Annotated in this window: 25 protein-coding genes; 13 read left to right on the top strand and 12 right to left on the bottom strand. The window is 69.0% G+C overall.

Annotated features, from left to right (window positions below; translation table 11 throughout):
* Window positions 1-194: 194 nt before the first annotated feature.
* On the top strand, window positions 195-1,097 hold the full coding sequence (locus ACXJJV_RS07605) for an SLC13 family permease (RefSeq protein ID WP_456467587.1): 903 nt from the start codon (window positions 195-197) through the stop codon (window positions 1,095-1,097).
* On the opposite strand, the gene cfbD is transcribed toward ACXJJV_RS07605, so the two are convergent.
* Entirely contained in the window at window positions 1,082-2,131 is a 1,050-nt protein-coding gene (gene cfbD / locus ACXJJV_RS07600) for a Ni-sirohydrochlorin a,c-diamide reductive cyclase catalytic subunit (protein WP_456467586.1), read from the bottom strand. The genes ACXJJV_RS07605 and cfbD overlap by 16 nt on opposite strands.
* A gap of 27 nt (window positions 2,132-2,158) precedes the next feature.
* Here cfbD and ACXJJV_RS07595 point away from each other — a divergent pair, with 27 nt between their 5' ends.
* Both ACXJJV_RS07595 and ACXJJV_RS07590 read left to right on the top strand, forming a co-directional pair.
* A complete protein-coding gene (locus tag ACXJJV_RS07595; protein ID WP_456467585.1) occupies window positions 2,159-2,449 on the top strand; it encodes a DUF211 domain-containing protein in 291 nt (96 codons plus the stop codon).
* Window positions 2,450-2,451: 2 nt separating this feature from the next.
* Entirely contained in the window at window positions 2,452-3,039 is a 588-nt protein-coding gene (locus ACXJJV_RS07590) for a VIT1/CCC1 transporter family protein (RefSeq protein WP_456467584.1), read from the top strand.
* Here ACXJJV_RS07590 and ACXJJV_RS07585 read toward each other — a convergent pair.
* A complete protein-coding gene (locus ACXJJV_RS07585) occupies window positions 3,023-4,573 on the bottom strand; it encodes a B12-binding domain-containing radical SAM protein (RefSeq protein ID WP_456467583.1) in 1,551 nt (516 codons plus the stop codon). The genes ACXJJV_RS07590 and ACXJJV_RS07585 overlap by 17 nt on opposite strands.
* The gene (locus ACXJJV_RS07580) at window positions 4,570-6,246 is read right to left on the bottom strand and encodes a glycosyltransferase (protein ID WP_456467582.1); all 1,677 of its coding nucleotides are present in this window, start codon (window positions 6,244-6,246) and stop codon (window positions 4,570-4,572) included. The genes ACXJJV_RS07585 and ACXJJV_RS07580 overlap by 4 nt, the downstream gene beginning before the upstream one ends.
* Window positions 6,247-6,273: 27 nt before the next feature.
* Here ACXJJV_RS07580 and ACXJJV_RS07575 point away from each other — a divergent pair, with 27 nt between their 5' ends.
* Genes ACXJJV_RS07575 through ACXJJV_RS07560 form a run of 4 tightly spaced genes read left to right on the top strand, consistent with a single transcriptional unit; the run spans window position 6,274 to window position 9,654 of the window.
* Window positions 6,274-6,981 carry a helix-turn-helix domain-containing protein gene (locus ACXJJV_RS07575; RefSeq protein WP_456467581.1) on the top strand — a complete coding sequence of 236 codons (708 nt, stop codon included), beginning with the start codon at window positions 6,274-6,276 and terminating at the stop codon, window positions 6,979-6,981.
* An 18-nt stretch (window positions 6,982-6,999) separates the two neighbouring features.
* Window positions 7,000-8,052, top strand: a complete 1,053-nt coding sequence (locus tag ACXJJV_RS07570) for a hydroxymethylglutaryl-CoA synthase (protein ID WP_456467580.1) — start codon at window positions 7,000-7,002, stop codon at window positions 8,050-8,052.
* Between the two features lie 21 nt (window positions 8,053-8,073).
* On the top strand, window positions 8,074-9,243 hold the full coding sequence (locus ACXJJV_RS07565; RefSeq protein ID WP_456467579.1) for an acetyl-CoA acetyltransferase: 1,170 nt from the start codon (window positions 8,074-8,076) through the stop codon (window positions 9,241-9,243).
* A gap of 3 nt (window positions 9,244-9,246) precedes the next feature.
* A complete protein-coding gene (locus ACXJJV_RS07560) occupies window positions 9,247-9,654 on the top strand; it encodes a Zn-ribbon domain-containing OB-fold protein (protein WP_456467578.1) in 408 nt (135 codons plus the stop codon).
* Here the strand turns inward: ACXJJV_RS07560 and cobJ are convergent.
* The 6 genes from cobJ to ACXJJV_RS07530 are packed head-to-tail and all read right to left on the bottom strand — an operon-like array spanning window position 9,615 to window position 13,633.
* Window positions 9,615-10,376, bottom strand: coding sequence for a precorrin-3B C(17)-methyltransferase (gene cobJ, locus ACXJJV_RS07555; protein WP_456467577.1), 762 nt, complete (start codon window positions 10,374-10,376; stop codon window positions 9,615-9,617). The two genes, ACXJJV_RS07560 and cobJ, sit on opposite strands and share 40 nt — an antisense overlap.
* Window positions 10,291-10,977: a hypothetical protein gene (locus tag ACXJJV_RS07550; protein ID WP_456467576.1), complete on the bottom strand. Its 687-nt coding sequence runs from the start codon at window positions 10,975-10,977 to the stop codon at window positions 10,291-10,293. Before ACXJJV_RS07550 ends, cobJ begins: the two co-directional genes overlap by 86 nt.
* On the bottom strand, window positions 10,974-11,732 hold the full coding sequence (cobM, locus tag ACXJJV_RS07545; RefSeq protein ID WP_456467575.1) for a precorrin-4 C(11)-methyltransferase: 759 nt from the start codon (window positions 11,730-11,732) through the stop codon (window positions 10,974-10,976). The genes ACXJJV_RS07550 and cobM overlap by 4 nt, the downstream gene beginning before the upstream one ends.
* A 13-nt stretch (window positions 11,733-11,745) precedes the next feature.
* Entirely contained in the window at window positions 11,746-12,168 is a 423-nt protein-coding gene (locus tag ACXJJV_RS07540) for a hypothetical protein (protein ID WP_456467574.1), read from the bottom strand.
* A gap of 22 nt (window positions 12,169-12,190) precedes the next feature.
* Window positions 12,191-13,105 (bottom strand): hypothetical protein, encoded by a 915-nt coding sequence (locus ACXJJV_RS07535; protein WP_456467573.1) that lies wholly within the window; start codon window positions 13,103-13,105, stop codon window positions 12,191-12,193.
* 24 nt (window positions 13,106-13,129) lie between these two features.
* Window positions 13,130-13,633, bottom strand: coding sequence for an ADP-ribosylation factor-like protein (locus ACXJJV_RS07530; RefSeq protein ID WP_456467572.1), 504 nt, complete (start codon window positions 13,631-13,633; stop codon window positions 13,130-13,132).
* 81 nt (window positions 13,634-13,714) lie between these two features.
* Here ACXJJV_RS07530 and pdxS point away from each other — a divergent pair, with 81 nt between their 5' ends.
* Entirely contained in the window at window positions 13,715-14,602 is an 888-nt protein-coding gene (gene pdxS / locus ACXJJV_RS07525; protein ID WP_456467571.1) for a pyridoxal 5'-phosphate synthase lyase subunit PdxS, read from the top strand.
* 61 nt (window positions 14,603-14,663) lie between these two features.
* The gene (locus ACXJJV_RS07520; RefSeq protein ID WP_456467570.1) at window positions 14,664-15,290 is read left to right on the top strand and encodes a thymidylate synthase; all 627 of its coding nucleotides are present in this window, start codon (window positions 14,664-14,666) and stop codon (window positions 15,288-15,290) included.
* A gap of 3 nt (window positions 15,291-15,293) precedes the next feature.
* Here ACXJJV_RS07520 and ACXJJV_RS07515 read toward each other — a convergent pair whose 3' ends face one another.
* The gene (locus ACXJJV_RS07515; RefSeq protein WP_456467569.1) at window positions 15,294-15,515 is read right to left on the bottom strand and encodes a hypothetical protein; all 222 of its coding nucleotides are present in this window, start codon (window positions 15,513-15,515) and stop codon (window positions 15,294-15,296) included.
* Between the two features lie 187 nt (window positions 15,516-15,702).
* Here ACXJJV_RS07515 and selD point away from each other — a divergent pair, with 187 nt between their 5' ends.
* On the top strand, window positions 15,703-16,707 hold the full coding sequence (selD, locus tag ACXJJV_RS07510; protein ID WP_456467568.1) for a selenide, water dikinase SelD: 1,005 nt from the start codon (window positions 15,703-15,705) through the stop codon (window positions 16,705-16,707).
* Between the two features lie 61 nt (window positions 16,708-16,768).
* On the opposite strand, the gene ACXJJV_RS07505 is transcribed toward selD, so the two are convergent.
* Window positions 16,769-17,899 carry an AAA family ATPase gene (locus ACXJJV_RS07505; protein WP_456467567.1) on the bottom strand — a complete coding sequence of 377 codons (1,131 nt, stop codon included), beginning with the start codon at window positions 17,897-17,899 and terminating at the stop codon, window positions 16,769-16,771.
* 14 nt (window positions 17,900-17,913) lie between these two features.
* Between ACXJJV_RS07505 and thpR the strand changes: the two genes are divergently transcribed.
* From thpR to ACXJJV_RS07490, 3 genes are all read left to right on the top strand, one after another.
* Entirely contained in the window at window positions 17,914-18,480 is a 567-nt protein-coding gene (gene thpR / locus ACXJJV_RS07500) for an RNA 2',3'-cyclic phosphodiesterase (RefSeq protein ID WP_456467566.1), read from the top strand.
* A complete protein-coding gene (cca, locus tag ACXJJV_RS07495; protein ID WP_456467565.1) occupies window positions 18,477-19,949 on the top strand; it encodes a CCA tRNA nucleotidyltransferase in 1,473 nt (490 codons plus the stop codon). Before thpR ends, cca begins: the two co-directional genes overlap by 4 nt.
* Window positions 19,950-20,084: 135 nt before the next feature.
* Entirely contained in the window at window positions 20,085-21,062 is a 978-nt protein-coding gene (locus ACXJJV_RS07490) for a H(2)-dependent methylenetetrahydromethanopterin dehydrogenase-related protein (protein ID WP_456467588.1), read from the top strand.
* Between the two features lie 9 nt (window positions 21,063-21,071).
* Here ACXJJV_RS07490 and leuS read toward each other — a convergent pair.
* Window positions 21,072-23,855 (bottom strand): leucine--tRNA ligase (leuS, locus tag ACXJJV_RS07485; protein ID WP_456467564.1); only part of this gene is annotated, 2,784 nt, incomplete at its 5' end.

Here is a 23,855-nt window from a genome sequence, read left to right as displayed (position 1 = left end):
CGGCCGGGATTTGAACCCGGGTCGCGGGATGTCTCCGGCCCGGACGGGCCTCGAAAGTCCCGCATGATATCGGCGGGCCCGCGGTCACCCGCGGGCCCTTGACCGGGCTACACCGCCGGGGCGTCCCCTCCGGGCCACCCCGGCCGGATCCTAGGTATTAAGCTTTTCGGGGGTGGGGACGGCTGTCGATCTGGGTGGACCTCAACGCGGTGGGCTTCGTGATCGTCCAGTCCGCGGTGACCGCGGAGCTGGCGCGAACCGGGGCCATCCACTGGATCCGAAGGGTCCTGCTCGGTCGCAACCCGGGCACGGTCCGAGTCGCGCTGGCCTCGGGCCTGCTCTCCACGGTGCTGACCAACGACGCCGCGCTGATCGCCGTCGGCTCCGTGGTGGCCCACGCGGCCCGACGACCGCACCGGGTGCTCCTACCCTCCCTCATCACCGCGAACTCCATCGGCGCCGTTACCCCGCTCGGGAACCCGCAGAACGCGATCGTGTACTCCCACTATCACCTGAACGCGTGGGACTTCCTGCGGGCGCAGGCGCCCATCGCGGCGGCGCTCGCGATCCCGGGCCTGGCGTACGCGCTGCTCGAGGGGGAGCGCTTACCGTCCGCCACCGGACCCCCACCCAGCCCCAAGGAGCTCGCCGCCATCTCCATCTCCGCCGCCTGCCTGATCGCGCACGTACCTCTGTACCTGTGGTTCCCACCGCTCATGCTCGGGTACGCCGCGCTCCGGCCCCGGTCGATCCGAGGGGTGGACTGGGTCGTCGTGGCACTGCTCACGGCCGCGGTGCTCATTCCCCACGGGGTCCGGTGGCTGGGGTGGCACGTCCGGGTCTCGGACCCGTACCTGAGCGCGCTCCTACTATCACAGGCGATCAGCAACGTTCCGGCCACCGTGATCCTGCTCCCCGGGACCGGGGACTGGGTGAGTCTCCTGCACGGGGTCACGGTGGGCGGGTTCGGCACCCCCGTCGCCTCGATCGCCAACCTCATCGCTCTGCGGATGGCCGGCGGCGGGATCCGACCGTACGCGCTGACGCAGGCCTCCTGCCTGGTCCTCGGCACGGTGGCGCATTACGTCGCGACCTGACGGAGGGCGTCCCCCAGCCGGGAGGGCACGACGTCCCGGTGGCCCAGGACCCGGGCGTGGGCCTCCTCCTCCACCACCACGTAGTCGTAGCCCAGTCGACGCAGCGCGGTCGCCTCCCGTAGCCCGTCCGTGACGGCCACGAACGTGGCGTCGACGCTCAGCTCCTCGGGTGCCACGGCGTGCGGGATCCCAGCGATCAGGACGGCCTCCGGTTCGAGCTCTTCGATCCGCTCGGCCAGCAGCTCGCCGGTGACGGCGTACTCGTCCAGCGCCCCGGTGACCTCGAACTCCACCCCGGCCCGGCGGAAGATCCGGGCGAGCGTGCGCGCGTCCTTCCGGACCTTGGGCAGCCCGCTCTCCGCGGAGAGGTTGGCCAGTACCCGCGCGCCGCGGCGCCCGAGCTCCAGGACCGGGTCGGCGAACAGGTAGGCCGTCTCCTTCTTCGCGTTGAGCACGGCCAGCACGTCCTCGGAGTCCAGGAGGACGCGCGCCACGCGCCCGGGGTCGTGTCCGGACCACGGTTCCAGGTACTCCCGGCTCGCCATCCCGCGCCTCCGCTCCAGCTCGGCGGCGGCCCGCATCAGCCGGCGCTGTCGGTCCACCTCCCGCTCCGGGATGACCCCGGCCTCCGCGGCGCGCTCGAGGGTCCGGATGACGCCCTCCGTGTTCGGGCCCAGGCCGTTGTGCACGTCCACGGTGACGACCGTCGCGCTCGGGTCGGCCTCCTCCACGGCCGCCTCCAGGTCCTCGCCGATGATGGAGGAGACGCAGGTGCCCACGACGCCCAGGAGCTCGGGCTCCAGCCGCTCCTCCGCGTACCTGAGCGCCCGCACGAGCCGTTCGTGCGCGCCGAAGACGAAGTCGTCCTCCTCCATGCCCGTGACGAGCACGCGCACCCCGTCCTTCTCCAGCAGGCGCGCGGTCCTGAAGCAACATCCTTTAGGACCGTGGAGGATAATGGCGTCCGCCAGCAGGTCCCGGAGCGTGTACATGGCCGCCGGGATGGGACCGGGCCTAGGGTGCCAGGTGGTCAATCACGGGCCCCCGGGGTGGGTGGGGGGTTGAGCAAGATCCGACGGTTGGTGTTGGACGTGATGAAGCCGCTCGAGCCGGACACGACGGAGCTGGCCCGCTCGCTCGCCAAGCTGGAGGGCGTGGACGGTGTGAACATCGTGCTGGTCGAGGTGGACCGGGACGTGGAGAACGTAAAGGTTACCGTGGAGGGCACGGACCTGGACTTCGAGGAGATCAAAGACGTGATCGAGGAAATGGGCGGCGTCGTGCACAGCATCGATGAGGTCGTGGCCGGCTCCCGAATTGTGGAGGAGGTTAAGACCCCTCAGGATGACTGACGGTGGTGGACTTGCGGCGCCTCGACCTGATCAAGGAGGCGCTGCGGGGCGCCCTGAGCACGGGCCGGTACATGGCGCTGGGTTCGATGGACGGCCTCCTGGCCAGCCTGGGCGCCGTGCTCAGCGCGTCCCTTCGGGGCGGCACGCTGCACGACGTGGTCTCCTCCGGGCTGAGCGTGGCCGTCGCCCTGGCCCTGTCGAACGGGCTCGGCTCCTACCTGGGCGAAAAGATCGAGGAGCTGCGCGAGATCCGGCGGCTGGAGCGCCGCATGATCCTGAACCGAGGCGAGCTGGAGAGCACCCGGGTGCACGACCTGGCCCGGGTCCGGATCTACACCAGCGTGATCTCCCACGGGGGCTCCAGCTTCGCGGCCTCGATGATTCCCATCCTGACCGTGATCGCGATCGGGGACCCTCGGGCCGGCGTCGTGCCGTGCGTGATCGTCTCGGGCGTCGCCCTATTCCTGCTCGGGGCGTACCTGGGCCGGCTGTGCGGGGACCGGGGGGGCAGGCTGCTGCTACGCGGCCTGGAGATGGCCGGGGTGGGAGGGATCGTGGGCGTCGTAACCCACCTCATAGGGGCTCACTGAGCCCGACGAGCTGGGAGTAAAGGGCGTGCAGCCTTTCGTGATCGGGTCCCGCGCGGATGAAATCGTACGGCACCTCCTCCGGACCGCTCGGTGGTCGCTCGGGGTCGATCCCGGCCTCCACGGAGCGCATCGCCCGCGACCACGCCCGCGGGCTGCGGGCCCTCCAGAGCACCCGCTCCACCACCTGGGCCGCGTCCCGGTCACCCCGGGAGAGCAGGGACTGAGCGCGCGCCAGCTCGGGCCGCTCCGTCGAGACGCGGACGTTCACCTCGCGGGCGAACAGCCGATAGCGCCTCCGGATCTCCCGCACCGGCAGCATCGGGTGGTACTGGAGCGGCGTGAACGCCTTCGGGATCAGCGGGTTGACGCTGACGGTCACCTCCGCCCGCTCGGCGCACGCGCGGACGAGGCGGGCGGACTCGAGCACGTCCTCCTCCACGGGGAACCCGGGCACTCCCACGATCAGGTACAGGCGCACGCGCATCCCCAGCCGGCCGGCCGTCTCCACGAGCTCCAGCAGATGGTCCTCGTCGATCGGCTTGTTTAGGAACTCCCGGATCCGCTCGGACCCGGACTCCGGGGCCAGGGTCAGCGTGCGGACGCCCGCCTCCCTGAGAGTCGGCAGCAGGTCCGGGTCCAGGTCGGTCACGCGCAGCGACGGGAGGGAAAGCTCCAACCCCAGCTCCAGGCACCGGTCCACGATCGTCTCGAAGTCCGGGTGGGCGGCGGGGGAGGCGGAGATCAGCGCCACGCGATCGTACGGCGAGTTCAGGGCGTGCCGGAGGATCCGGTCCACGTGCTCCAGCGGGCGGCACCTCCACTCCCCGGCCGTGTGCCCCCCGAGGCAGAAGCTGCAGGCGTAGGGGCAGCCGCGGCTGAGCTCGACCGGGTACGCCCGGAGCCCGCTCAGCTCGGGTGACTCCGGGGCGAACGCGAGGGTCGGGGGGTCCGTCCCCTCCAGCGAGTCCGGCCCCACCCGCTCGGTCCCCTCCGAGTGACCCGGCACGTAGAACCCGGGGACGTCGGCCAGCTCCTCGAGCGCCTCGCGCCGGGACCCCGCCTCCACGACCCGGCGCACGCCCTCCCGGAACGTGGCCTCGGCCTCCCCCACGTAGAACGCGTCGATGAAGGGTTCCATGGGGAGGGGGTTCACGGTGCAAGGACCGCCGGCGATGACGATCGGGTCCTCCTCGGAGCGGTCCCGGCGGAGCGGAGGGATCCCGCCCATGATGAGCGACTCCAGGACGTGCGGGTAGTCGAGCTCGAACTGCAGGGAGACGCAGACGACGTCGAACCGGGACAGCTCGGTGCCGGTCTCCAGGGAGACGAGCCGGCGCTCGGGATCCAACCGCTCGTACGCGTCGGTGGGCAGGTACGACCGCTCGACGGAGAGCTCCGGGTCCTCGTTCAGCAGTCGGCAGACGATGTGGAACCCCAGGTTCGAGGCCATACCCCGGTACTCGTTCGGGTACAGGAGGCAGACCCGGGCCCCGGCGCTCGGGTCCGGGGACAGCGTGGACAGCTCCCGGATCATCCGACCACGGCCCGGGGAGACGGGGTTTTGAGCTCGATGATGGCCAGCGGCGTGGGCTCCGGGGGCGACAGCAGCAGCGTCTCCGTACCGGCGTCCTCCAGCCTCAGGTTGACCTGGTGCCCGTACAGGTACAGGACGCGCTCCCGCTCCAGCCGGATGAGCCCGTACCCGGACACGTACACGTACACCCGGCCGTTTCGGGGGGCCACGGGGATTCGGACCTCGGGGCGCCCGTCAACGCTCACCACCAGGGCCTTGGCCGGGTTCGCGGTGGCGGAGAGCACCGCGGAGACCCTCACCGTAACGTCCTGACCCTTCAGCTCCCGGTTCACGGTCAGGTTGCGGAACGCCAGCCGGAGCTCCGAGTCCGTGGCCTTCCCCTGCTTGAGGCCTAGCTGCCTTGCCAGGCTCTGCGGAATGATGACCAGGTTATCCCTGGGGGCGCGCTTGACGGTGAACTCGGAGCGCTGGTAGATGACCCGATCCCCGGGCTCCAGGTTCAGGACGTGCAGCACGTTGTCCCCCAGCAGAATGTCACCGCCCCCTCCGTACCGGACGAGGTACGGGCCCTCGGTCTTAACCTCCCGGTGCCCCCAGATCACCTTGCGCGGCAGCGGGTTCACCTCGACCTTGCTCCCGGTGACCTGGATGGAGGAGAGCATGGCGCCAACGAGCACGGCGACCACGGAGAGGGACATGATCACGGAGGCGTGCATGTAAAGGAAGGGGCGCAGCGTGCGCCGGCGCCGCTGGATCCTCAGCAGCTCCCGAACCAAGTCGACGAGCGAGGCGAACGCCACGCCCAGACCCAGGATCACCAGCGACAGGACCAGGGGGAGCGGGAGGTTCGTGTAGAACAGCGCGGCGAGGCCCAGGGCGACCAGGGAGAGGCCGAGGTTGACCCGGTTCAGCGCCTTACCCACGTTCCACCGCAGGACGATGCGCCCGTACCGGTGCGCCCGGTCCAGGATCGTGCGGACGACCTGGAGGGCCATCCGGTGGAGACGCTCCAGGGGCTGCATCTCGTGCTTGATCTCCCCGATGTCCACCTCCTTAATCCGGGCCCCGAGCGCGACGGCGTCGAGGATGATCCCGATGTCCACGCCGTAGTCGGGCTCGAACTCGACGCGCTCCAGGAGCTCCCGCTTCGCGCAGATCTGACCGCTCAGCGGCTGCTCCAGCTCGGAGACCTCGGGGAAGAAGAACCGCAGCAGCGGCTTGGCGGTGAGTAGGGTCACGCGGCCGGCCTTGCGCCGGAACTTGGTCTTGACTAGGTCCGCCTCGCCCCGCAGGACGGGACGAATCATCTTTTCGATCATCTCAGGCCGGATGTTCTCGATGTCCGCGTCGACGAAGGCGATCACGTCGCCGTTGGAGTGCTCGAGCCCCGTTCTCATCGCCTCCCCCTTGCCCCGGTTCTCCGGGTGGGAGACGACCCGGGCCCCAGCCTCCCGGGCCCGCTCGGCCGTGCGGTCCTCGCTGCCGTCGTCGACCACGATCACCTCGTCCACGACCGGGACTCTGCGGGCGGCCCGAACGACCCGACCCACGGTCTTCTCCTCGTTGTACGCCGGGATGACGACGCTCACCTTCCACTCCCGCCTACCCTTCCCGCGCCGGCGTCTCAGTATCATGAGCAATAATAGCAGGCTCGTGAGTCCTCCGTCGAGCATCCCCGATCACCCAGGGAGGTGCTCCGCTTGCCGAAGGAGCTGGTGTTGAAGCGGATCGTGGGAGACATCGCCGCCTCCGAGCGCCCCGGGGAGGTCATGAGGAAGTGGCGTAAAATCTTCCACGCGTCGCAGGTCGAGGTCGCGAGGAAGATGGGCGTCTCCCCCTCGGTTATCAGCGAGTACGAAACGGGTAAGACGCGCTCACCCCGGGTGGACACCGTTCGGAAGTTCGTGGAGGCGCTGATCAAGATCGACGAGGAGCGGGGCGGTCAGGTCCTCTCCGCGCTGGAGAGCGCGCTGCTGTCCGAGGAGGTCCTCTCCACCCTGGTGGGGATCGGGGAGTTCCCCTACCCGAGGAAGCTGACGGAGGTTTACGATCGGATCGGGGCCGAGCCGGTGGTGCACCACGGGGACGTGGACGTGTTCGGGTACACGATCATTGACAGCGTGAAAACCATCCTGGAGGTGCCCGCGGGCTCGCTCCTACGGGTGTACGGGGAGTGCCCGAGCCGGGTGCTCGTTTTCACCCGGATCGATCGCGGGCGCTCGCCGATGGTGGCCATTAAGGCGGCCGGGATCAAGCCCAGCGCGGTCGTGCTGCACGGGATCGATAAGGAGGACGTGGACGAGCTGGGGATCGAGATCGCGGAGCGCGAAATGATCAACCTGGCCACCGCTCAGGGCCCGATTTCGGAAATATCAAAAAAGCTTAGGGAGCTCACCGAAGCGCGCTGACCCGGAGGGGTGTCGCGCTTGATCCCGGACGGACGGGCCGGGATCGTCGGGTACGGGGCCTACGTACCCCGGTACCGGATCAAGGTGGAGGAGATCGCCTCGGTCTGGGGCGAGGATCCGGAGGCCATCAAGTCCAGCCTGAGGATCGAGGAGAAGAGCGTCCCGTCCGAGACCGAGGACTCCGCCACCATCGCCGTGGAGGCCGCCAGGAACGCCCTCTCCCGGGCCGGAATCGACCCCTCCGACATCGGCGCGATCTTCGTGGGCTCCGAGTCGCCACCCTACGCCGTCAAGCCCACCGCCACGATCGTGGCGGCCGCGATCGGCGCCACCCCGGACCTCACCGCCGCCGACTACGAGTTCGCGTGCAAGGCCGGCACCACGGCGATCCAGACCTGCACGGGTCTCGTCGTCGCCGGCATGATCGACTACGGGCTCGCCATCGGCGCGGACACGGCCCAGGGAGCCCCGGGCGACCCGCTCGAGTACACGGCCGCCGCGGGCGGGGCCGCCTTCATCATCGGCCGCGACAACCTGGTGGCCGAGCTCGAGGGCACGTACTCCTACACGACCGACACGCCCGACTTCTGGCGTCGCGAGGGACAGCCTTACCCGAGGCACGGGGGCCGGTTCACCGGCGCCCCGGCCTACTTCAAGCACATCATCAACGCGGCCCGGGGCCTGATGGAGGAGCTGGACCTCTCCCCCGAGGACTTCGACTACGCCGTCTTCCACCAGCCCAACGGGAAGTTCCCCCGACGCGTCGGCCAGAAGCTCGGGTTCAAGCCCGAGCAGATCGAGCCCTCCATCGTCGTTGACAGGATCGGCAACACCTACTCCGGCTCCTCCCTGCTCGGCTTCGTTCGGGTCCTGGACCAGGCCGAGCCCGGCGACCGCATCCTGCTCGTCTCCTACGGCTCGGGCGCCGGCAGCGACGCGTTCAGCTTCGTCGTGACCGATCGCATCGAGGAGGTACGAGAGCGGGCCCCGCTGCTGGAGGAGTACCTACGGGACCGCGTGTACGTGACCTACGGAGAGTACGCCAAGATGAAGCGCAAGCTCAAGTTCTGAACCGTCCGGGAGGGGAGCCCCTTGAACCGCGACGTGGCGATCGTTGGCGTGGGCATGACCCGGTTCGGCGAGCTCTGGGACAAGTCCTTCGACGACCTCTTCGTCGAGGCCGGCCTCGAGGCCCTGGAGGACGCGGGCATGAGCGGGGACGAGATCGAGGCGATGTACGTGGGCAACATGAGCGCGGGCCGCTTCATCGACCAGGAGCACGTCGCGTCCCTCATCGCCGACCGCTCCGGACTGACCCCCATCCCGTGCACCCGCGTCGAGGCGGCCTGCGCCTCCGGCGGGCTGGCGGTCCGGCAGGCCATCCTGGCCGTCGCCTCCGGGATGTACGACGTGGTCCTGGCCGGCGGCGTGGAGAAGATGACCGACGTCACCACCGAGGAGGCCACCGCCACGCTCGCCACGGCCGCCGACCAGGAGTGGGAGGCCTTCCACGGGGTGACCTTCCCCGCCCTGTACGCCATGATCGCCCGGCGGCACATGCACGAGTACGGCACCACCCGAGAGCACCTCGCCCTCCCGCCCGTGAAGAACCACCGCAACGCCACCAAGAACCCGAAGGCCCAGTTCCGGTTCGAGATCACCGTCGAGCAGGTGATCGAGAGCCCCCTCGTCGCCGACCCACTCCGCCTGCTCGACTGCTCCCCCGTCTCCGACGGGGCCGCCGCCGTGATCGTCTGCCCGCTCGAGATGGCGAGGGAGTTCACCGACACGCCCATCGTCGTCCGGGCCACCGCCCAGGCCTCCGACAGCCTGGCCCTCCACGACCGAGAAGACATCACGACGCTGCGCGCCACCGTCGAGGCCGCCCGCTCCGCGTACCGGCAGGCCGGTATCGAGCCCGAGGACGTGGACGTGGCCGAGGTCCACGACTGCTTCTCCATCGCCGAGCTGGTCGCCGTTGAGGACCTCGGATTCGTCGAGAAGGGCGAGTCCGGGGAGGCGTACCACGAGGGCATGTTCGAGATCGACTCGGACCACGTGGCCGTGAACCCGAGCGGCGGGCTGAAGGCCAAGGGGCACCCCGTCGGCGCCTCCGGCGTCGCCCAGGTGGTGGAGATCGTGGAGCAGCTGCGGGGCGAGGCCGGCAAGCGTCAGGTTGACGGGGCCGAGATCGGCCTCACCCACAACGTGGGAGGATCAGGAGGCACCGTCGTCGTGCACATCTTCGAGCGGGGGGACTAGCCCGTGGGAGGCGTACCGCGCTTCTGGCGGAGCATCGACAACCGGTACCGACTCGTGGGCACCCGGTGCGAGAACTGCGGTGAGGTCTACTTCCCACCCCGCGTCGTCTGCCCCAAGTGCCGCCGAGAGGGGGAGATGAAGGAGGTCGAGCTCTCCGGGCGCGGCGAGATCTACACGTACTCGGTGGTCCGGGTGCCACCGGAGGGCTTCGAGGAGAAGGCACCCTACGTGGTCGCCATCGTCAAGCTGGAGGAGGGCCCGCTGGTCACCGGGATGATCGTGGACTGCGACCCCGGCGAGATCGACATCGGTACGCCCGTTGAGGCCACCTTCCGACGCGTCAGCGAGGACGGGGAGGACGGCGTGATCTACTACTCCCTCGAGTTCCGCCCGGTGCGCCGGGAGGAGTAGCCCCGCTCCGTGATCATCCTCTCCCCCACCACCCTCGTCCTTGAGCTCCCGACGATCAGTATCGAGCGCATGTCGATTCGATCCTCCAGCGAGCGCAGCTCACCCGCCCGCGTCACCACCACCCGTTGCCGGCTCCGGTACGCGTCCCACACGACCCCGACCGGCCGCTCCGGCTCCACAGACTCCTCCAGCACGTCCAGGAACGCCCGGAACGCGTGCCGACGCTCCGAGCTGCTCGGGTTATACACGACCAGCACGAAGTCCGACTCCAGCGCCGCCCGAGCCCGCTCCAGGATCTCATCCAACGGGACAAGGTGATCGCTGAGACTCACGACCGCGAAGTCCAGCATGAGCGGGGCGCCCAGCAGGGACGCCGCCGCGCAGGCGGCCGTGACCCCGGGCACCACCTCCACCTCCACGCCCTCCCCCTCCGCAATCGAGAGCACCAGACCGGCCATTCCGTACACCCCCGGGTCCCCGCCGCTGACCACCGCCACCCTCCGACCCTCGGCCGCCAGCCGCACCGCCTCCCTGGCCCGCTTCCTCTCCTCCCGCATCCCGTACTCCCGCACCTCCACGCCGTCCGGGATCACCTCGCGCGCGTGGCGCACGTACGATCGGTACCCGATCACCACGTCAACGCTCCTCAGCACCCTCCTCGCCCTCACCGTCATCAGCTCCGGGTCGCCCGGACCGATCCCCACCACGTACACCTTCCCCACGCTCACACCCCCGCACCCGTACCCTTCCCTCTGAGACCGACACCACGAGACCGGCCTCCTCCCGGCTCCCGGCCTTCACCCCGAGCTCCTTCAGGTACCGAAGCACGCCCGGGTGAGGGGGGTCCTCAACCCACACGCCGCCCCGCTCCAGCGCCCGCACCAGCTCCACCATCCGCTCCCGGTACTCGCGCGGATCGATGCCCAACACGTCCAGCACGTCCTCCACCGGGGGCCGACCCTCCGCCTCCGCCACCGTCGAACCGCCCACTGAACCCCCTAACCATCCCGCCAGGGCCCGCGCCACCTCCTCACCTCCCCAGTGATGACCGGACAGGCAGATTACCTCAGCCTCCGGGGTTACCAGGAGAACCACCGGATCCTCCCCCTTCTTCCTCAGCCTCAGCGCCCTCACCGCGATCCCCGGGGAGGAAACGTACACGACCGCGTCCGCGCTCCCCTCAAACCCGAACTCGTCCCGCACGCTCACGTCCGCGCCGAGCAGTCGGAAGAACTCCACCACCAGGTCCGTGACCTCGAGCCCGCGGAAGTCGTAGACGACGACCCACTCCAGGCGCCGCTTGGGCGAGAACCCCACCCTCATCCTCTCACGCTCCTCGCGTACTCCTTGGAGTACAGGTACGAGCGCTCCCCCTCCTCCCGGAGCACGTCCCCCACGATGATCAGCGCCGTCCGATCGATCCCCGCCCTCCGGACCTTCTCCGCGATATCACCCAGCGTGCCCCGGACCACCTTCTCCTCCGGCATGGACGCCTTGTATACGACGGCCACCGGCGTATCCTCCGAGTACCCACCTTCCAGGAGCGCCCTCACGACCCGCTTCAGCCTCTGCACTCCCAGGAAGATCACCATCGTGCAGCCGTGCCGGGCGAGCTCCCTCAGGGACTCCCCCTCCGGCTTCCCCGTCCGGCCCGCGGGCCGGGTCAGGATGACCGTCTGGCTGACCCCGGGCTTGGTCAGCTCCTCCCCCAGCGCGGCCGCCGCGGCGTTCACGGAGCTTACCCCGGGCACGACCTCATACTCCACCCCGCGCCGCCGCAGCTCCCGCGCCTGCTCGTACAGGGAGCTGTAGATGAACGGGTCCCCGGAGACCAACCGCACGACGGTCCTACCCTCCCGAGCCCCCTTCACCATCAGCTCAACCAGCTCCTCGAGCGAGCGACCGTAGCTGTCCACCAGCTCCGCGTCCGGCGCCCACTCCCGCACGGTTTCCTCCGGCGTCAGCGAGCCCGGGTAGATCACCAGGTCCGCCCGACGGAGCACGCGCAGCCCCTTGAGTGTCATCAGCTCCGGGTCGCCGGGTCCCGCGCCCACGAAGTACACCTTACCGGAGCCCACCGGCACGTCCCCCTCACAACCGTAACCGCCGACGCGTCAGCAGCACGGACCCGACGATCACCAGCGCGTTCCCCAGCAGGAAGAGCGCGAGCCAGGCGAGGTAGCACGCCGGCCCCAGGCCCAGGGTCACCGTGACCTCGTGAGCGTGACCCGGGGTGACAGGGACCAACCGTCCCCACCGGTACGCGGAGAAACCGACCACCATCATCCCGACAACGTTCACGACCAGGCCCAGGTTGAGCAGCATCCGGGGCCGATCTCCCGCGGAGGCGGCCCGGTACGCGTTGTACGCGGAGAGGACGCCGATGACGGCCACCGATACGGCCAGGGTCACGGGCAGCGCGTGGTGATGCGACGCTAGTCCCAGCACGTACAGCCCCGGCGCGGCGGCCGGAGCGCCCTCCGGTTGGACCCTGACGATCACGGTCCACGCCACCCTGGGGACCCCCTCGCGTCGGTCAGATGGAGGGAGGCGTGTACCGGAACTTGTACGTTAGCGCGTTGAACCGGCTCAGCAGGGACAGTACCTTAACCAGCTCCCCACGCCCCAGCCCCGTCCTCCTGCACAGCTCCTTCCACGTTAGGTAGCCGGAGCTCAGCTCCTGATACAGCGAGTAGGCCCACGCCTGGAACCGCACCCCCAGCTCGTCGGTCACGGTCATCACGAACGACTCGTCCACGGACTCCTTTACGGAGAACAGCGTCTTATCCACGGGCTCCATCCAGTCCCACACCCGGTGCCTCACCACGCGCTCCTCGGACTTCTCGATTAGAAAGATCAGGATGCGCGCCCAGTGACTCGGCACGCTGAGACTTCTGGAGAGGTCGGACACGCTCAGGTTCAGCCGATCCTCCACCAGGTCCAGGGCGAGCCTCAGGAGCGTGTCGTCGTGCCTGTAGGCGTATCCCTCGGACAGCACGTCGCGCGCGTTCACCCACCCGGCCACGTCCTCCAGGTACCGCAGCTCCGAGTACGGGATCGACAGCCGGTTGCCCCGGCCCAGGTAGAACGCGCGGCGCCTCCCCAGCGAGAGCAGCGGCACGGAGGGGTTCGACCTGACGCGGCCCGGGCTCGAGGACACCACGAGCACGTGCAGCACTTCCGGTAGCTCCTCCGTGAACGCCTCCTCATCCACGACGATAAGCACGTCCAGCAGCGACGACAGCAGCTCCGAATCGAAGGCGACGAGGTCGGTCAGGTCCGTGTACAGTACGTTCTCCTCGTACTCGAGCTCCAGGTCCACGGACGCGTCCAGCACCGTCGGAACGAGCCCTCTCGTGAGCTCGTTTATCTTCCGCACCACCTCGGGTTCTACGCACACCGGGATCCCGTAGGAGAGCAGCAGGCAGGCGAGCGTGGCCCGGCTGTCCAACGGAAGGGCCAGGGCGCGGTCCCCCTACGAGAGCTCCTCCAGCAGCAACCCGAGCCCCTCCTTCAGACCCTTTCCCTCGATGGCGACGGTCCCGACGACCGGAGGGTCCAGGTTCAATCGCTCGCTGACCATCTCCCCCACCCGCTCCGGGGGGAGCGCGTCCTCCAGGTCCTGCTTGTTGGCGAACACGACCAGTCGGTCCGGGTTCTTCACGACCCCCTTGACCAGCTCGTAGATCTCCGCCGCCGTATCGATCTGCGGGTTGGCGGAGTCGATCACCAGGATCAACCCGTCGGCGTTCCGGGCCCCCAGCTTCATGACGAACTTGAACCGAAGCTGACCGGGCACCCCGAAGAGGTACACCCCGTCGAAGTACTTGCAGCGACCGAAGTCGATGCCGATCGTCCGACCCTTGGGCGAGACGGTCGCGAACTTGTCCGAGAGCTGCCTCACCACCGTCGTCTTCCCCGCGTCCTCCGGTCCGATCACCGCGATCTTGATCCTGCCGTCCTCCAGCCCCTCCAGCATCCGAGGTGCCCCGACACCGTTTTTACCCGGGCTTTTTTTACTAGATGGTGACTGAGGGCGTGCGTCTACGGGGTGATAAGAGTGAAGACCGGCACTTGGCGGGTGAAGACGGGCTTCGCCCGCATGCTGAAGGGCGGCGTCGTGATGGACGTGACCAACGTCGAGCAGGCCCAGATCGCCGAGGACGCCGGCGCGGTCGCGGTCATGGTCCTGGAAAAGGTCCCGGCCGACATCCGGAGGGCCGGCGGCGTGGCCCGCATGTGCGACCCGGCCAAGATCGAGGAGATCATGGACCACGTCACGATCCCCGTGATGGCCAAGTGCCGGATCGGCCACGTGGTCGAGGCGCAGGTGCTGGAGGCCATAGGGGTCGACATGATCGACGAGTCCGAGGTGCTCACGCCCGCGGACGAGGAGCGGCACATCAACAAGTGGGAGTTCGACGTCCCGTTCGTCTGCGGCGCGCGGAACCTGGGCGAGGCCCTGCGCCGGATCGCCGAGGGGGCCGCGATGATCCGGACGAAGGGCGAGGCGGGTACGGGCAACGTGGCCGAGGCCGTGCGGCACATGCGCATCATGCGGCGGGAAATCTCCGAGCTGTCCCACCTGGATAAGGAGGAGCTGTACCAGAAGGCGAAGGAGTACGGAGTCCCCTTCGACCTGGTCGCGGAGGTGGCCAGCCTGGGCCGGCTACCCGTCGTGAACTTCGCGGCCGGCGGCATCGCCACCCCGGCGGACGCGGCCCTCATGATGCAGCTGGGCGCAGACGGCGTCTTCGTGGGGTCCGGCATCTTCAAGTCCGACCGGCCGCAGGAGATGGCCGAGGCCATCGTGGAGGCCACGGCCTACTACGACGATCCCGAGGTCGTGGCCGAGGTCTCCAAGAACCTGGGCGATGAGGTCGCCATGCGCGGCCTCGACATCTCCGAGATCCCGGAGGAGGAGCGGATGCAGACGCGGGGCGACTAGGCCCCCGACGCCACCCGGCCAATCGTTTTGACATTCGTAACGTTAGCCGGGCGGTGACGCGATGCTCAGGGCCCAACGACCCGTGGTCGTGCGAGGACGGACCGTGGAGCAGGTCTGGCGGCGGGCCGTCACCGAGGTGAAGGTCCGGGGCGAGCGGGTCGAGCGAGAGCGAGGCCCGGTGCGCGAGCTCCGCGGACTGATCGCGCACCTTCACCCCCGGGGCGAGGACGCGTTCACCGTCCCCGAGGACTACCCGATGGACGAAGGGGCCGTCCGGGAGTACGAGAACCAGCTGCTGGACCCCGAGCGACACGGGTTCGAGTACACCTACGGAAACCGGCTTCGCCGACACTTCAACGTGGACCAGGTAAGGAGGCTCATCGAACGGTTACGGAGCGCCCCCGAGACCCGGCGCGCGGTCGCCGTCACCTGGGACCCCACCCGAGACCTGACGGAGGAGGAGGTCCCGTGCCTGGTGACCGTGCAGCTGCAGTCGGACGGCGAGGACGGGCTGGAACTTCACGCCTTCTACCGCTCCTGGGACGTGGGCAAGGCCCTCGTCGCCAACGTGATCGCGCTGCGCCGGCTGCAGGAGCACGTGGCGGACCGCGTGGGGCTGTCGCCCACAACGATCACCGTCTACGCGTCGAACGCGCACGTGTACGAGGAGGACCTGAGGGAACTCTGAGCGCTAGGGGGGCAGCCCCTGCGAGTACCGGCTCCACATCTCAACGGAGCGGTGGGAGGCGATGGAGGCCGCGGTCGCGGCCTCGCTGGTGACGGCCCGGCCGATCTGATGCACCGCCTGGAGCGTCAGGGTGATCATCACCGCGGCCGTGGCGACCATGACCGCGCACAGCAGCAGCCCATCCACCATCCCGCTGCCCCGGCTCCCGAGCGCCCTCAGCCTCACCGGATCGCCCCCCTCCCCGCGGGCTTAGGGAAGACTGGGACCCTCAGAACGGTATGATACTGGCGTCCCGCATCCGAAGTCCACTCACCGTAAACGCCTTTCCATCGAGAAATCGGATACGTACGGGTCCACTGCGGGGCAACGGTTTTCCGGGGCGGCGCAGGGGTGCGCCCGGGGGAGCACGCCGTTGAGCGATAGGAAGGACCTCGTGAGGATGGTTGAACTGCACGGGTGAGCCTGCAAGCTGCCGCAGGGAGACCTCGAGCGGCTGCTGGAGGGCGTGAAGCTGCCGGAGGACGAGCGGGTCGAGGTGGGCGTGGGCGACGACGCCTCGATCGTGCGCGTAGACGGCGGCTACCTCGTCCAGTCCCTGGACTTCTTCACCCCCATCCATCCGGATCCGTACGTCCAGGGGCGCATCGCGGCCAACAACTCGCTGAACGACGTGTTCGCGATGGGCGCCACCGAGGTGCTCTCCGTGCTAGTGATCTCGGGGTTCCCGCGGGAGCTGCCGGAGGAGGACGCCCGGAGGATGCTGCAGGGGTTCGCCGACCAGTGCCGGGAGGTGAACGCGCCGGTGACCGGCGGTCACACGATCCTGAACCCGTGGCCGATCCTGGGCGGCAGCGTGACGGGGTGGGCGGAGCGGTACGTGACCGCGGACGGTGCCCGGCCGGGCGACCTGCTGTACCTGACCAAGCCGCTGGGCACGCAGCCGGCGATGGCGCTGTTGAGAATGCCAGAGGATACCCTGGACTCCATGTTCAGCCACCTGGACGTGGAGGGAATCGAGCGCGTGGCGGTGAGGGTGATGACGGAACCGCTCCAGGACGCGGCGGAGGCGGCGGTGGAGGCGGGGGCGACGGCGATGACGGACGTCACCGGGTTCGGGCTCAAAGGCCACGCGCGGGAGCTGGCCGAGCGGAGCGGGGTCAGGGTCGTCATCGAGCGGATACCCGTGATCCCGGGGACGCCGGAGGTCTCCAGGGCGTTGGGGTACGGGCTGGAGCGGGGCGAGTCGGCGGAGACCGCCGGCGGGCTGCTGGTCGCGGTGCCCGAGGGGCGGGCGGAGGAGCTGGAGGACGCGTTCGAGGAGCGGGACGTGTGGTACCGTCGCGTCGGACGGGTGGAGCGGGGCGAGGGAGTGGTCGTGGACGCCCGGCTCGAGGAGGTGGAGGACTACCCCCGATGACCCCGCCGGGGAACCCCGGACGGGGACCCGGCGGGGGATCGGGCCCGCGCACGCGGCGGGCTCACCCGTGGTACACCTGCCGCCCCCTCCTGTCGCCCCCCTCCTCCCTCAGGGCGCGCCTGACGTGCTCCTTCTCGATGGCGTCAGCCCCGTCCCGGAGGGCCTCCAGCAGCGCCCGCTTGAGCACCCGCTCCTTGATCTCCCGGTGCGACATGCCGGAGGTCCGGGCCGCGATGTAGGCCGGGTCCACCTTGAGGGGTAGCGGGAGTCGCTTCGCGTAGTACCGGACCAGCTCCTCTCGCTCCTCCCGGTCCGGCGGTCGGAACTCCAGCTCGTACTCGAACCGGTTCTTCAGGGCCGGGTCGAGCAGGTCTGGGTGGTTCGTGGCCGCGATGAACAGAACCCCCTCGGACCGCTCCTTCAACCGATCCAGATTCGTGAGCAGGGAGTTCACGCTCTCCACCACGTCACCGCGCAGCTCCTGGTACCGGCGGTCCAGCCCCAGCGCGTCGATCTCGTCCACGAAGAGCACGCACGGGGCGGACTCCCGCGCCCGCTTGAACGCCCGCCTGATGCGCTCGCTCGCCTCCCCCACGTACTTACCCAGTAGCTCGGCCGCGTTGATCCGAAGCAGCGGCACCTTCGCCTCGCCCGCCACGGCCTTAGCCGTCCGGGTCTTGCCCGTGCCGGTGGGCCCGTGGAAGAGGACCGTCCGGGGCGCCCACTCCGACAGCTCCTCCGGGTTCCTCAGGTACTCCACCAGCAACCGGCACGCGCGCTTGACCTCCGCGTGCCCCACCACGTCGTCCAGGGTGAGCCGGGGCACCTCCATGCGATCCTCCTCGGACCGCAGCCGCAGCACGAACTTGGTGCTGGCGGTGACCCGACCCGCCCCGGACGGCACGACCCGCACGACCTTGAACGCGTAACTGTGCACGACGCCCGTGTCGAAGAGGATCATCCCCTCTTTCACGATCTCCCCCAGCCACTGCTCCCGGGCGTACGCGTTGAACGCCTCGTACGAGTCCACCACCACCTCCTTGCCCATCCCGGGCTCCCGGATCGGGTAGCCCAACGGTTTTAACTCCACGAGCTTCGCGTCCGGCACCGGGTTCCGGGGCCCGGAGAGGCTCAGACCGCCCGACCCCTCCTCCCGCAGCTCGTCCGGATCCCGGCGGTAGTACCCGCTCACCGGGGGCGACCCCCATGTCCACGTTCCGCGCGTTCATCTCGATCGACATCGAGAAGGACGAGGTGATCGACCGGATTCAGGAGCTACAGGACCGACTCAAGGCCTCCGGCGCCGACCTCAAGCTCGTCGAGCCGGAGAACGTGCACCTGACCCTCAAGTTCCTGGGCGACATCCCGGAGTCCCGCGTGCCCGAGGTCGTCGAGGCGATGGAGCGGGCCGCCGACACCGTGGAACCCTTCACGCTCCGGCTTAAGGGCCTCGGGGTCTTCCCCAACATCCGCCACATCCGGGTCGTGTGGGTCGGCGTCGACGAGGGCGCCGACGAGACCAAGGCCATGGCCGCCGTCCTCGAGGAAGAGCTCGGCCGCCGCGGCTTCCGGCGCGAGCGCCGCGACTTCGTCCCCCACGTGACCATCGCCCGCGTCCGCAGCGGCCGGAACAAGGCCCAACTGGTCGAGGCGATCCGAGAGCTATCCAGCATCGAGGTGGGCGACGTGGAGGTCACCGCCATCCGCCTCAAGAAGAGCATCCTACGCCCCGAGGGCCCCGAGTACCACACCGTCGAGGAGGTGAAGCTTTGACGGACCTCGAGGCCGTCCTCCGCGAGGCCCGAGAGCGCTACACCCCGGACGAGAGCGAGCGCCGACTGGTCGAGGGCTTCGCCGAGCGGGTCCGGAACCTCGTCGCGGAGCGACTCAGGGAGGAGTGCCCGGACGCCCGGGCCGAGCTGATCGGATCCGTCGCCCGCGACACCTGGCTCCCCGGCGCCTCCGACGTCGACGTCTTCTGCGTGTTCCCGAAGGACCTCGACCTGGACGACATCGTGGAGACCACCCTGAGGATCGGCGAGGAGGTGCTCCGAGAGCTCGGCGGCGAGCCGCGGCGCGAGTACGCCCACCACCCGTACGTCAGCGGCGAGGTGGAGCACGAGGGGCGCACGTTCGAGGTCGACATCGTCCCCTGCTACGACACCGAGCCCGGGGAGATCCTCACCCCCGTCGACCGCACCCCGCACCACAACCGCTACGTCCGGGAGCACCTCGAGGACCCCGCCGAGGCCCGCCTCCTCAAGGCCTTCACCCGGGGCATCGGCGCCTACGGGGCGGAGGTCCGCGTCAAGGGGTTCTCCGGCTACCTCTGCGAGCTACTCGTCATCCACTACGGGTCCTTCGCGCGCGTCCTCCGCGCCGCCGAGCGCGACTGGCGCCCCGGGTACGTGGTGGACCCGGCCGGCTTCGTCGGCGAGGAGTACCGGGACTACGACGAGGTGAGGGAACGGTTCGAGGACCAGAACCCCGCCCTCATCGTCCTCGACCCCGTCGACCCAGAGCGGAACGTCGCGGCCGCCCTCTCCCGACGACAGCTCTCCCGGTTCATCCTCGCCGCCAAGGCCTTCCTGAGGGAACCCTCCCTCCGCTACTTCGAGGGGGTGGAACCCCCCGAGCCCGACCAAGGAGAGGTCGAGCGCTGGCTCCGGGAGTACCCGGCCCACGTGATCGGGCTCGAGGTCCGGCTACCGGACGAGGTGGAGGACATCTACTGGCCGCAGCTCGAGAAGACCGCCCGGAGCCTGCGCAACGTCCTCGAGAACGAGGGATTCAAGGTGCGAAGGTGGCTCGTCGCCCGAGACTCCCGGGAGGAGCTCGGGTACATCCTGCTGGAGTTCGAGCACGAAGGGCTCCCGGAGCGCGAGTGGCGCTCGGGCCCGCCCGCCTGGGCCCGGGAGGACCGCGTTACCGGGTTCCTAAGCTCCCACGAGCGGTTCTGGGTCGAGGAGGACGGGCGCCTGGCCACCGCCGCGGAGCGGAAGTTCGTCCGCCCCGAGGACCTGCTGAGGCGCCTCGAGGACGCGGACGAGCACACCCTGATCTCCCACGGGTTCGGCAAGGATCTCGCCCGGGCCTCCGAGGGGAAGGTCCGACTCCTCAAGGGAACGGAGCTCGCCCGGGCACTGACCTCGGATCCGGAGCTTCGCAGGGCGGTCGGCGAGTTCATCCACGGGGACCCACTGCTCGAGCTCGCGTCGGAGGCGCTGGCCGACCGCCGTTAGCAAGCGTAAGGTTAATTTAAAACGAGCCGTCCCTGTTACCATGCGAAAAGACCGGGTGCGCCCGAACTAGACAACCATTTTACCTTTACGCGTTTCCGAATCCCAGCCCACACGGGGGTGCCGCGCTTGGCCCGAGTGGCCGTGCTAGGGTTCGGTAACCAGCGCCTGTACGAGCGGATCGGGGCGGCCGAGAAGCTGGGGGGCGAGCCCCCGTTCGGTGGCGCCGCCATGGCCATGGACTTCGCCGAGGCCGGCCACGACGTGGTGCTGTCCGACCCCCACCTGGACGAGCAGGACCCGGAGCACGTGGATCGGGTCGCGGACGCCGGCGTTGAGCTCACGGACGACGACGCTCAGGCCGTGTCCGACGCGGACGTGGTGATCCTCTTCACGCCCTTCGGCGTCACCCGGAGTATCGTGATGGAAATCGCCCCCTCGCTGCCGGAGGGCACCGTCGTCTCCCCAACCTGCACCTCCTCCGTCTTCGAGATCCAGGAGGCCCTCTTCGAGGCCGGACGCAAGGTGCCGGACGAGGTCTCCGTGGCCCCCGCCCACCCGGCCGGGATCCCGGGGACGGAGGGACATCGCGCCTACCTCACCGCGTACCGCACGGGCAACGGCGTCGAGATGGCCGAGAAGGACCGGTACGAGCTCCTGAAATCGGTGCTCGAGTCGACCGGCAAGCGGGTGTACGAGCTGCCCACGGTCGAGCTCGTGCACATCGCGGGCGACCTGTCGGTCGTGCTGGTACGACGCGTCGTCGAGGCGCTGAAGGAGTTCCAGTCCGTGAAAAGCCTGGGCGCGCCCCAGGAGATGATCGACTGGCAGGCGATGACCGTCCTCAACACCCTGGCCGCGCTGATCGAGGAGGGTGGCATCGGTGGACTCCTCGCCACGCTGGACGAGGAGGTGATCGAGTACTCGTACTCGAACATGAAGCCGTGGGTGGAAGAGGCTCCGGGAGAGGTCCCGGAGGGCGAACCGGTGAAGAACTTCACCCCGCTACCCGGGCGCGCGGTGCAGGAGGCCGTTACGAAGCTGGTCGGGGAGCGCGGCTGGAGGACGGTGAGGATGAGGGCGTGGGTGGAGCTGTACCGGAAGCAGGGTAACTAGCGGCCCGCCCTACCCCTCCTCCAACCAGATCCCGGGCCTCAGCGGTCGCGCCGCCGCGCGCCGGTCCTCCGGACCGGGCGCCTCCTCGGCGTCCTCGTGCACCACGACCTCGGCCGCGCCCGTCGACCGCTCCAGCAGCCGCGCTCCGGCCTCCAGGAACTCCTTCAACGCCTCGCGCAGCCGCTCCACGTCCACGTCCTCCGGCAGATCCTCCTTCACGAGGTCCCGCACGACCCTCGCCACCTCGTCGCCCCTCTCCCTCAACCTCTCGTCCCTCATCAGCTCCGACATGATCTCACCGAACTCCTTACCCTCCTGCACCATCCTCAGCGCCTCCCACTGCCACCCCGGCGCCAGGTACACGTGCAGCGTGTACCCGGACTCCGCACCGATCACCCGCTCCACGTCCCTCACGTCCTCCACGAGTTCTTCCAGCACCTCCCGCGCCACGCTAAGCTCCGGCTCCCGCGGGTACTCCTCCGGATCCGGCCACCCCTCCTCCAGCAGGAACGAATCGTTGCCGAGCACCTCCCGCCACAGGTAGTCCGTCGTGAACGGGATCACCGGGTGCAGCAGCCGGAGCCAGTCCTCCACGATCTCGCCCACGATCCGCGCGTGACCCTTCATCCGCTCGTAATCCCGAACCAGCTTCAGGACCCCGTAGAACGCCTCGTTGTACGCCCGCCGCACCTGGAACCGCTCCAGCGCCTCCGTCGCCTCCTCGATCACCCGACCGAACTCGCTCAGGAACCACCGATCAACGGCGTCCTTCACCTCAACCGACTCCCCCGCGTGGTCCCTCACCAGCGTCTCGAACCGCTCCAGCCGCCGCTTCACGCCCCGAACGTACTCATCCCGCCAGTCAAAGTCCTGCCACGGCTCCGCCGACGTCGCCAGGAACAACCGCACCACGTCCGGCCCGTACTCCTCCAGCGCCTCCGAGAGCAGGACCACGTTCCCCTTCGACGAGCTCATCTTCTCGCCCTCGAGCAGGCCCATGCCGAACACGACGATCCCCTTCGGCCACTTGTCCTCCGGGAACAGCGCCGCGTGATGGAAGATGAAGAACGTCAGGTGGTTCGTTACCAGGTCCTTCGCCGACAGCCGCCAGTCCAGCGGGTACCAGTACTCGAACTCCCGACGCATCTCCTCCAGCTCCTCGACGTCCAATCCCGACCCCTCCGCGACCTCCTCCGGGTCCCCCTCACCCAGGAACACGTAATCGAAGACCTCGGGCGGGAGCTCGCCCTTACCCTTCAACCGGTGCGCGATCGTGTAGAACGCCATGTAAATCGTCGAGTCGCTCAACGGCTCCACGATCCACTCCTCGTCCCACGGCAGCGGCGTCCCGAGCCCCACCCGACGCGCGCACGCCCAGTCCTCCAACCACTCGATCGTGTCCTCGAAGTTCGACCGCACCTCCTCCGGCACGATCTCCATCCGCTCCAACAGCTCCCGCGCCCGCTCCTTCCACCCCGGGTCCGAGTACCGCAGGAACCACTGATCCTTCAGGATCTTGACCACACACTCCGTCCCGCACCGGCAGATCACCGGCTTCTCCGAGAAGTCGTACATGACGTCCGCGTCCCCCGACTCGATCAGGCGCGACTTGATCTCCTCCCGCGCCTCCCGCACCGGCACCCCCTCGAACTCGTCGACCACCATCACACCCTTGTGCAGCTCCGCCCGGTACACCTCCTGCGTCGCCTTCTCCAGCTCCGGGTCCGTCTGCGACTCGATCCCGTGCTCCTCCAGCGCGTCGTAGGCCGGGAACCTCCCGTACCCCTCCACCTCGATCACCTGCACCGGCTCGAGCCCCTCGACGACCGACGGGTCCACCCCGAACTCCTCCAGCACCGACGGATCCTCCCTCAAATCCTCCAACGCGGCCGCGTCCGCCGGCGCGTGGGCCGGAACCGAGTACACCACCCCCGTCCCGAACTTCGGGTCCACGAACTCCGCCGGCAGGACCGGCACCTCCTCGCCCGTGAGCGGGTTCCTCACCCGCTTACCGACCAGCTCCTCGCCCGAGATCGTGTCAACCTTCTCAACCCCGTCCCGCTGATGCCGCAGGTTCCGATAGGCCTCCTCCGAAACCACCCACCGCTCCCCATCCACCTCCACGACCGCGTACTCCACGTCCGGCCGCACCCACACGTTCGTCACTCCGTACAGCGTCTCCGGCCGGAACGTTGCCGCCACGAGGATCAGGTCGCCATCCACGAGCGGGAACTTCACGAGCGTCAACTCCTCGATCGTCGCGTCCTCACCCTCCAACAGGTCGTGATCGCCCACCGGATTCTCGCACCGAGGGCAGTACCGAACCGGGTGCTCACCCCGCGTCACCAGCCCCTCCTCACGCAGCCTCAGGTACTGCCACCGAATGAACGACCGGTACTCCGGATCCACCGTCGTGAACTTCCGCCGCCAGTCGATCGCGTAACCCATCCGCCGCATGTTCTCCTCGTACTCGCGCGCGAAGTACTCCACGATCGCCTCCGGATCCGTGAACCGCTCCAGCTCCTCCTCCGGCACCCCGTACACGTCCCGGTACAGCCGGATCGTGTCCTCGTCACCCTCCCTGATCCGCTCCGCGATCCCCACCACCGGCGTGCCCGTCACGTGGAACGCCATCGGGAACAGGACGTTGTACCCCTGCATCCGCTTGAACCGCGCGTAAATGTCCGGCACCAGGTACGTCCTCGCGTGCCCCACGTGCATCGAACCGGACGGGTACGGGTACGCGACCGTGATGTAGACCGGCTCCCGATCGTCCGGATCCGCCTCGAACAG

The sequence above is a fragment of the Methanopyrus sp. genome (assembly GCF_053997775.1).
The sequence above is the reverse complement of the archived record's forward strand: the minus strand, read 5'-3'. Positions and strand labels throughout refer to the sequence as shown.

What these genes read in the sequence shown, in the direction of transcription:
- ACXJJV_RS07585 (WP_456467583.1), bottom strand. Translation starts at nt 4,573, where the DNA reads ATGATCCGGGAGCTGTCCACGCTGTCCCCGGACCCGAGCGCCGGGGCC.
- ACXJJV_RS07580 (WP_456467582.1), bottom strand. Translation starts at nt 6,246, where the DNA reads ATGCTCGACGGAGGACTCACGAGCCTGCTATTATTGCTCATGATACTG.
- ACXJJV_RS07550 (WP_456467576.1), bottom strand. Translation starts at nt 10,977, where the DNA reads ATGAGGGTGGGGTTCTCGCCCAAGCGGCGCCTGGAGTGGGTCGTCGTC.
- ACXJJV_RS07530 (WP_456467572.1), bottom strand. Translation starts at nt 13,633, where the DNA reads ATGCTGGAGGGGCTGGAGGACGGCAGGATCAAGATCGCGGTGATCGGA.
- ACXJJV_RS07520 (WP_456467570.1), top strand. Translation starts at nt 14,664, where the DNA reads ATGCTCAGGGCCCAACGACCCGTGGTCGTGCGAGGACGGACCGTGGAG.
- thpR (WP_456467566.1), top strand. Translation starts at nt 17,914, where the DNA reads ATGTCCACGTTCCGCGCGTTCATCTCGATCGACATCGAGAAGGACGAG.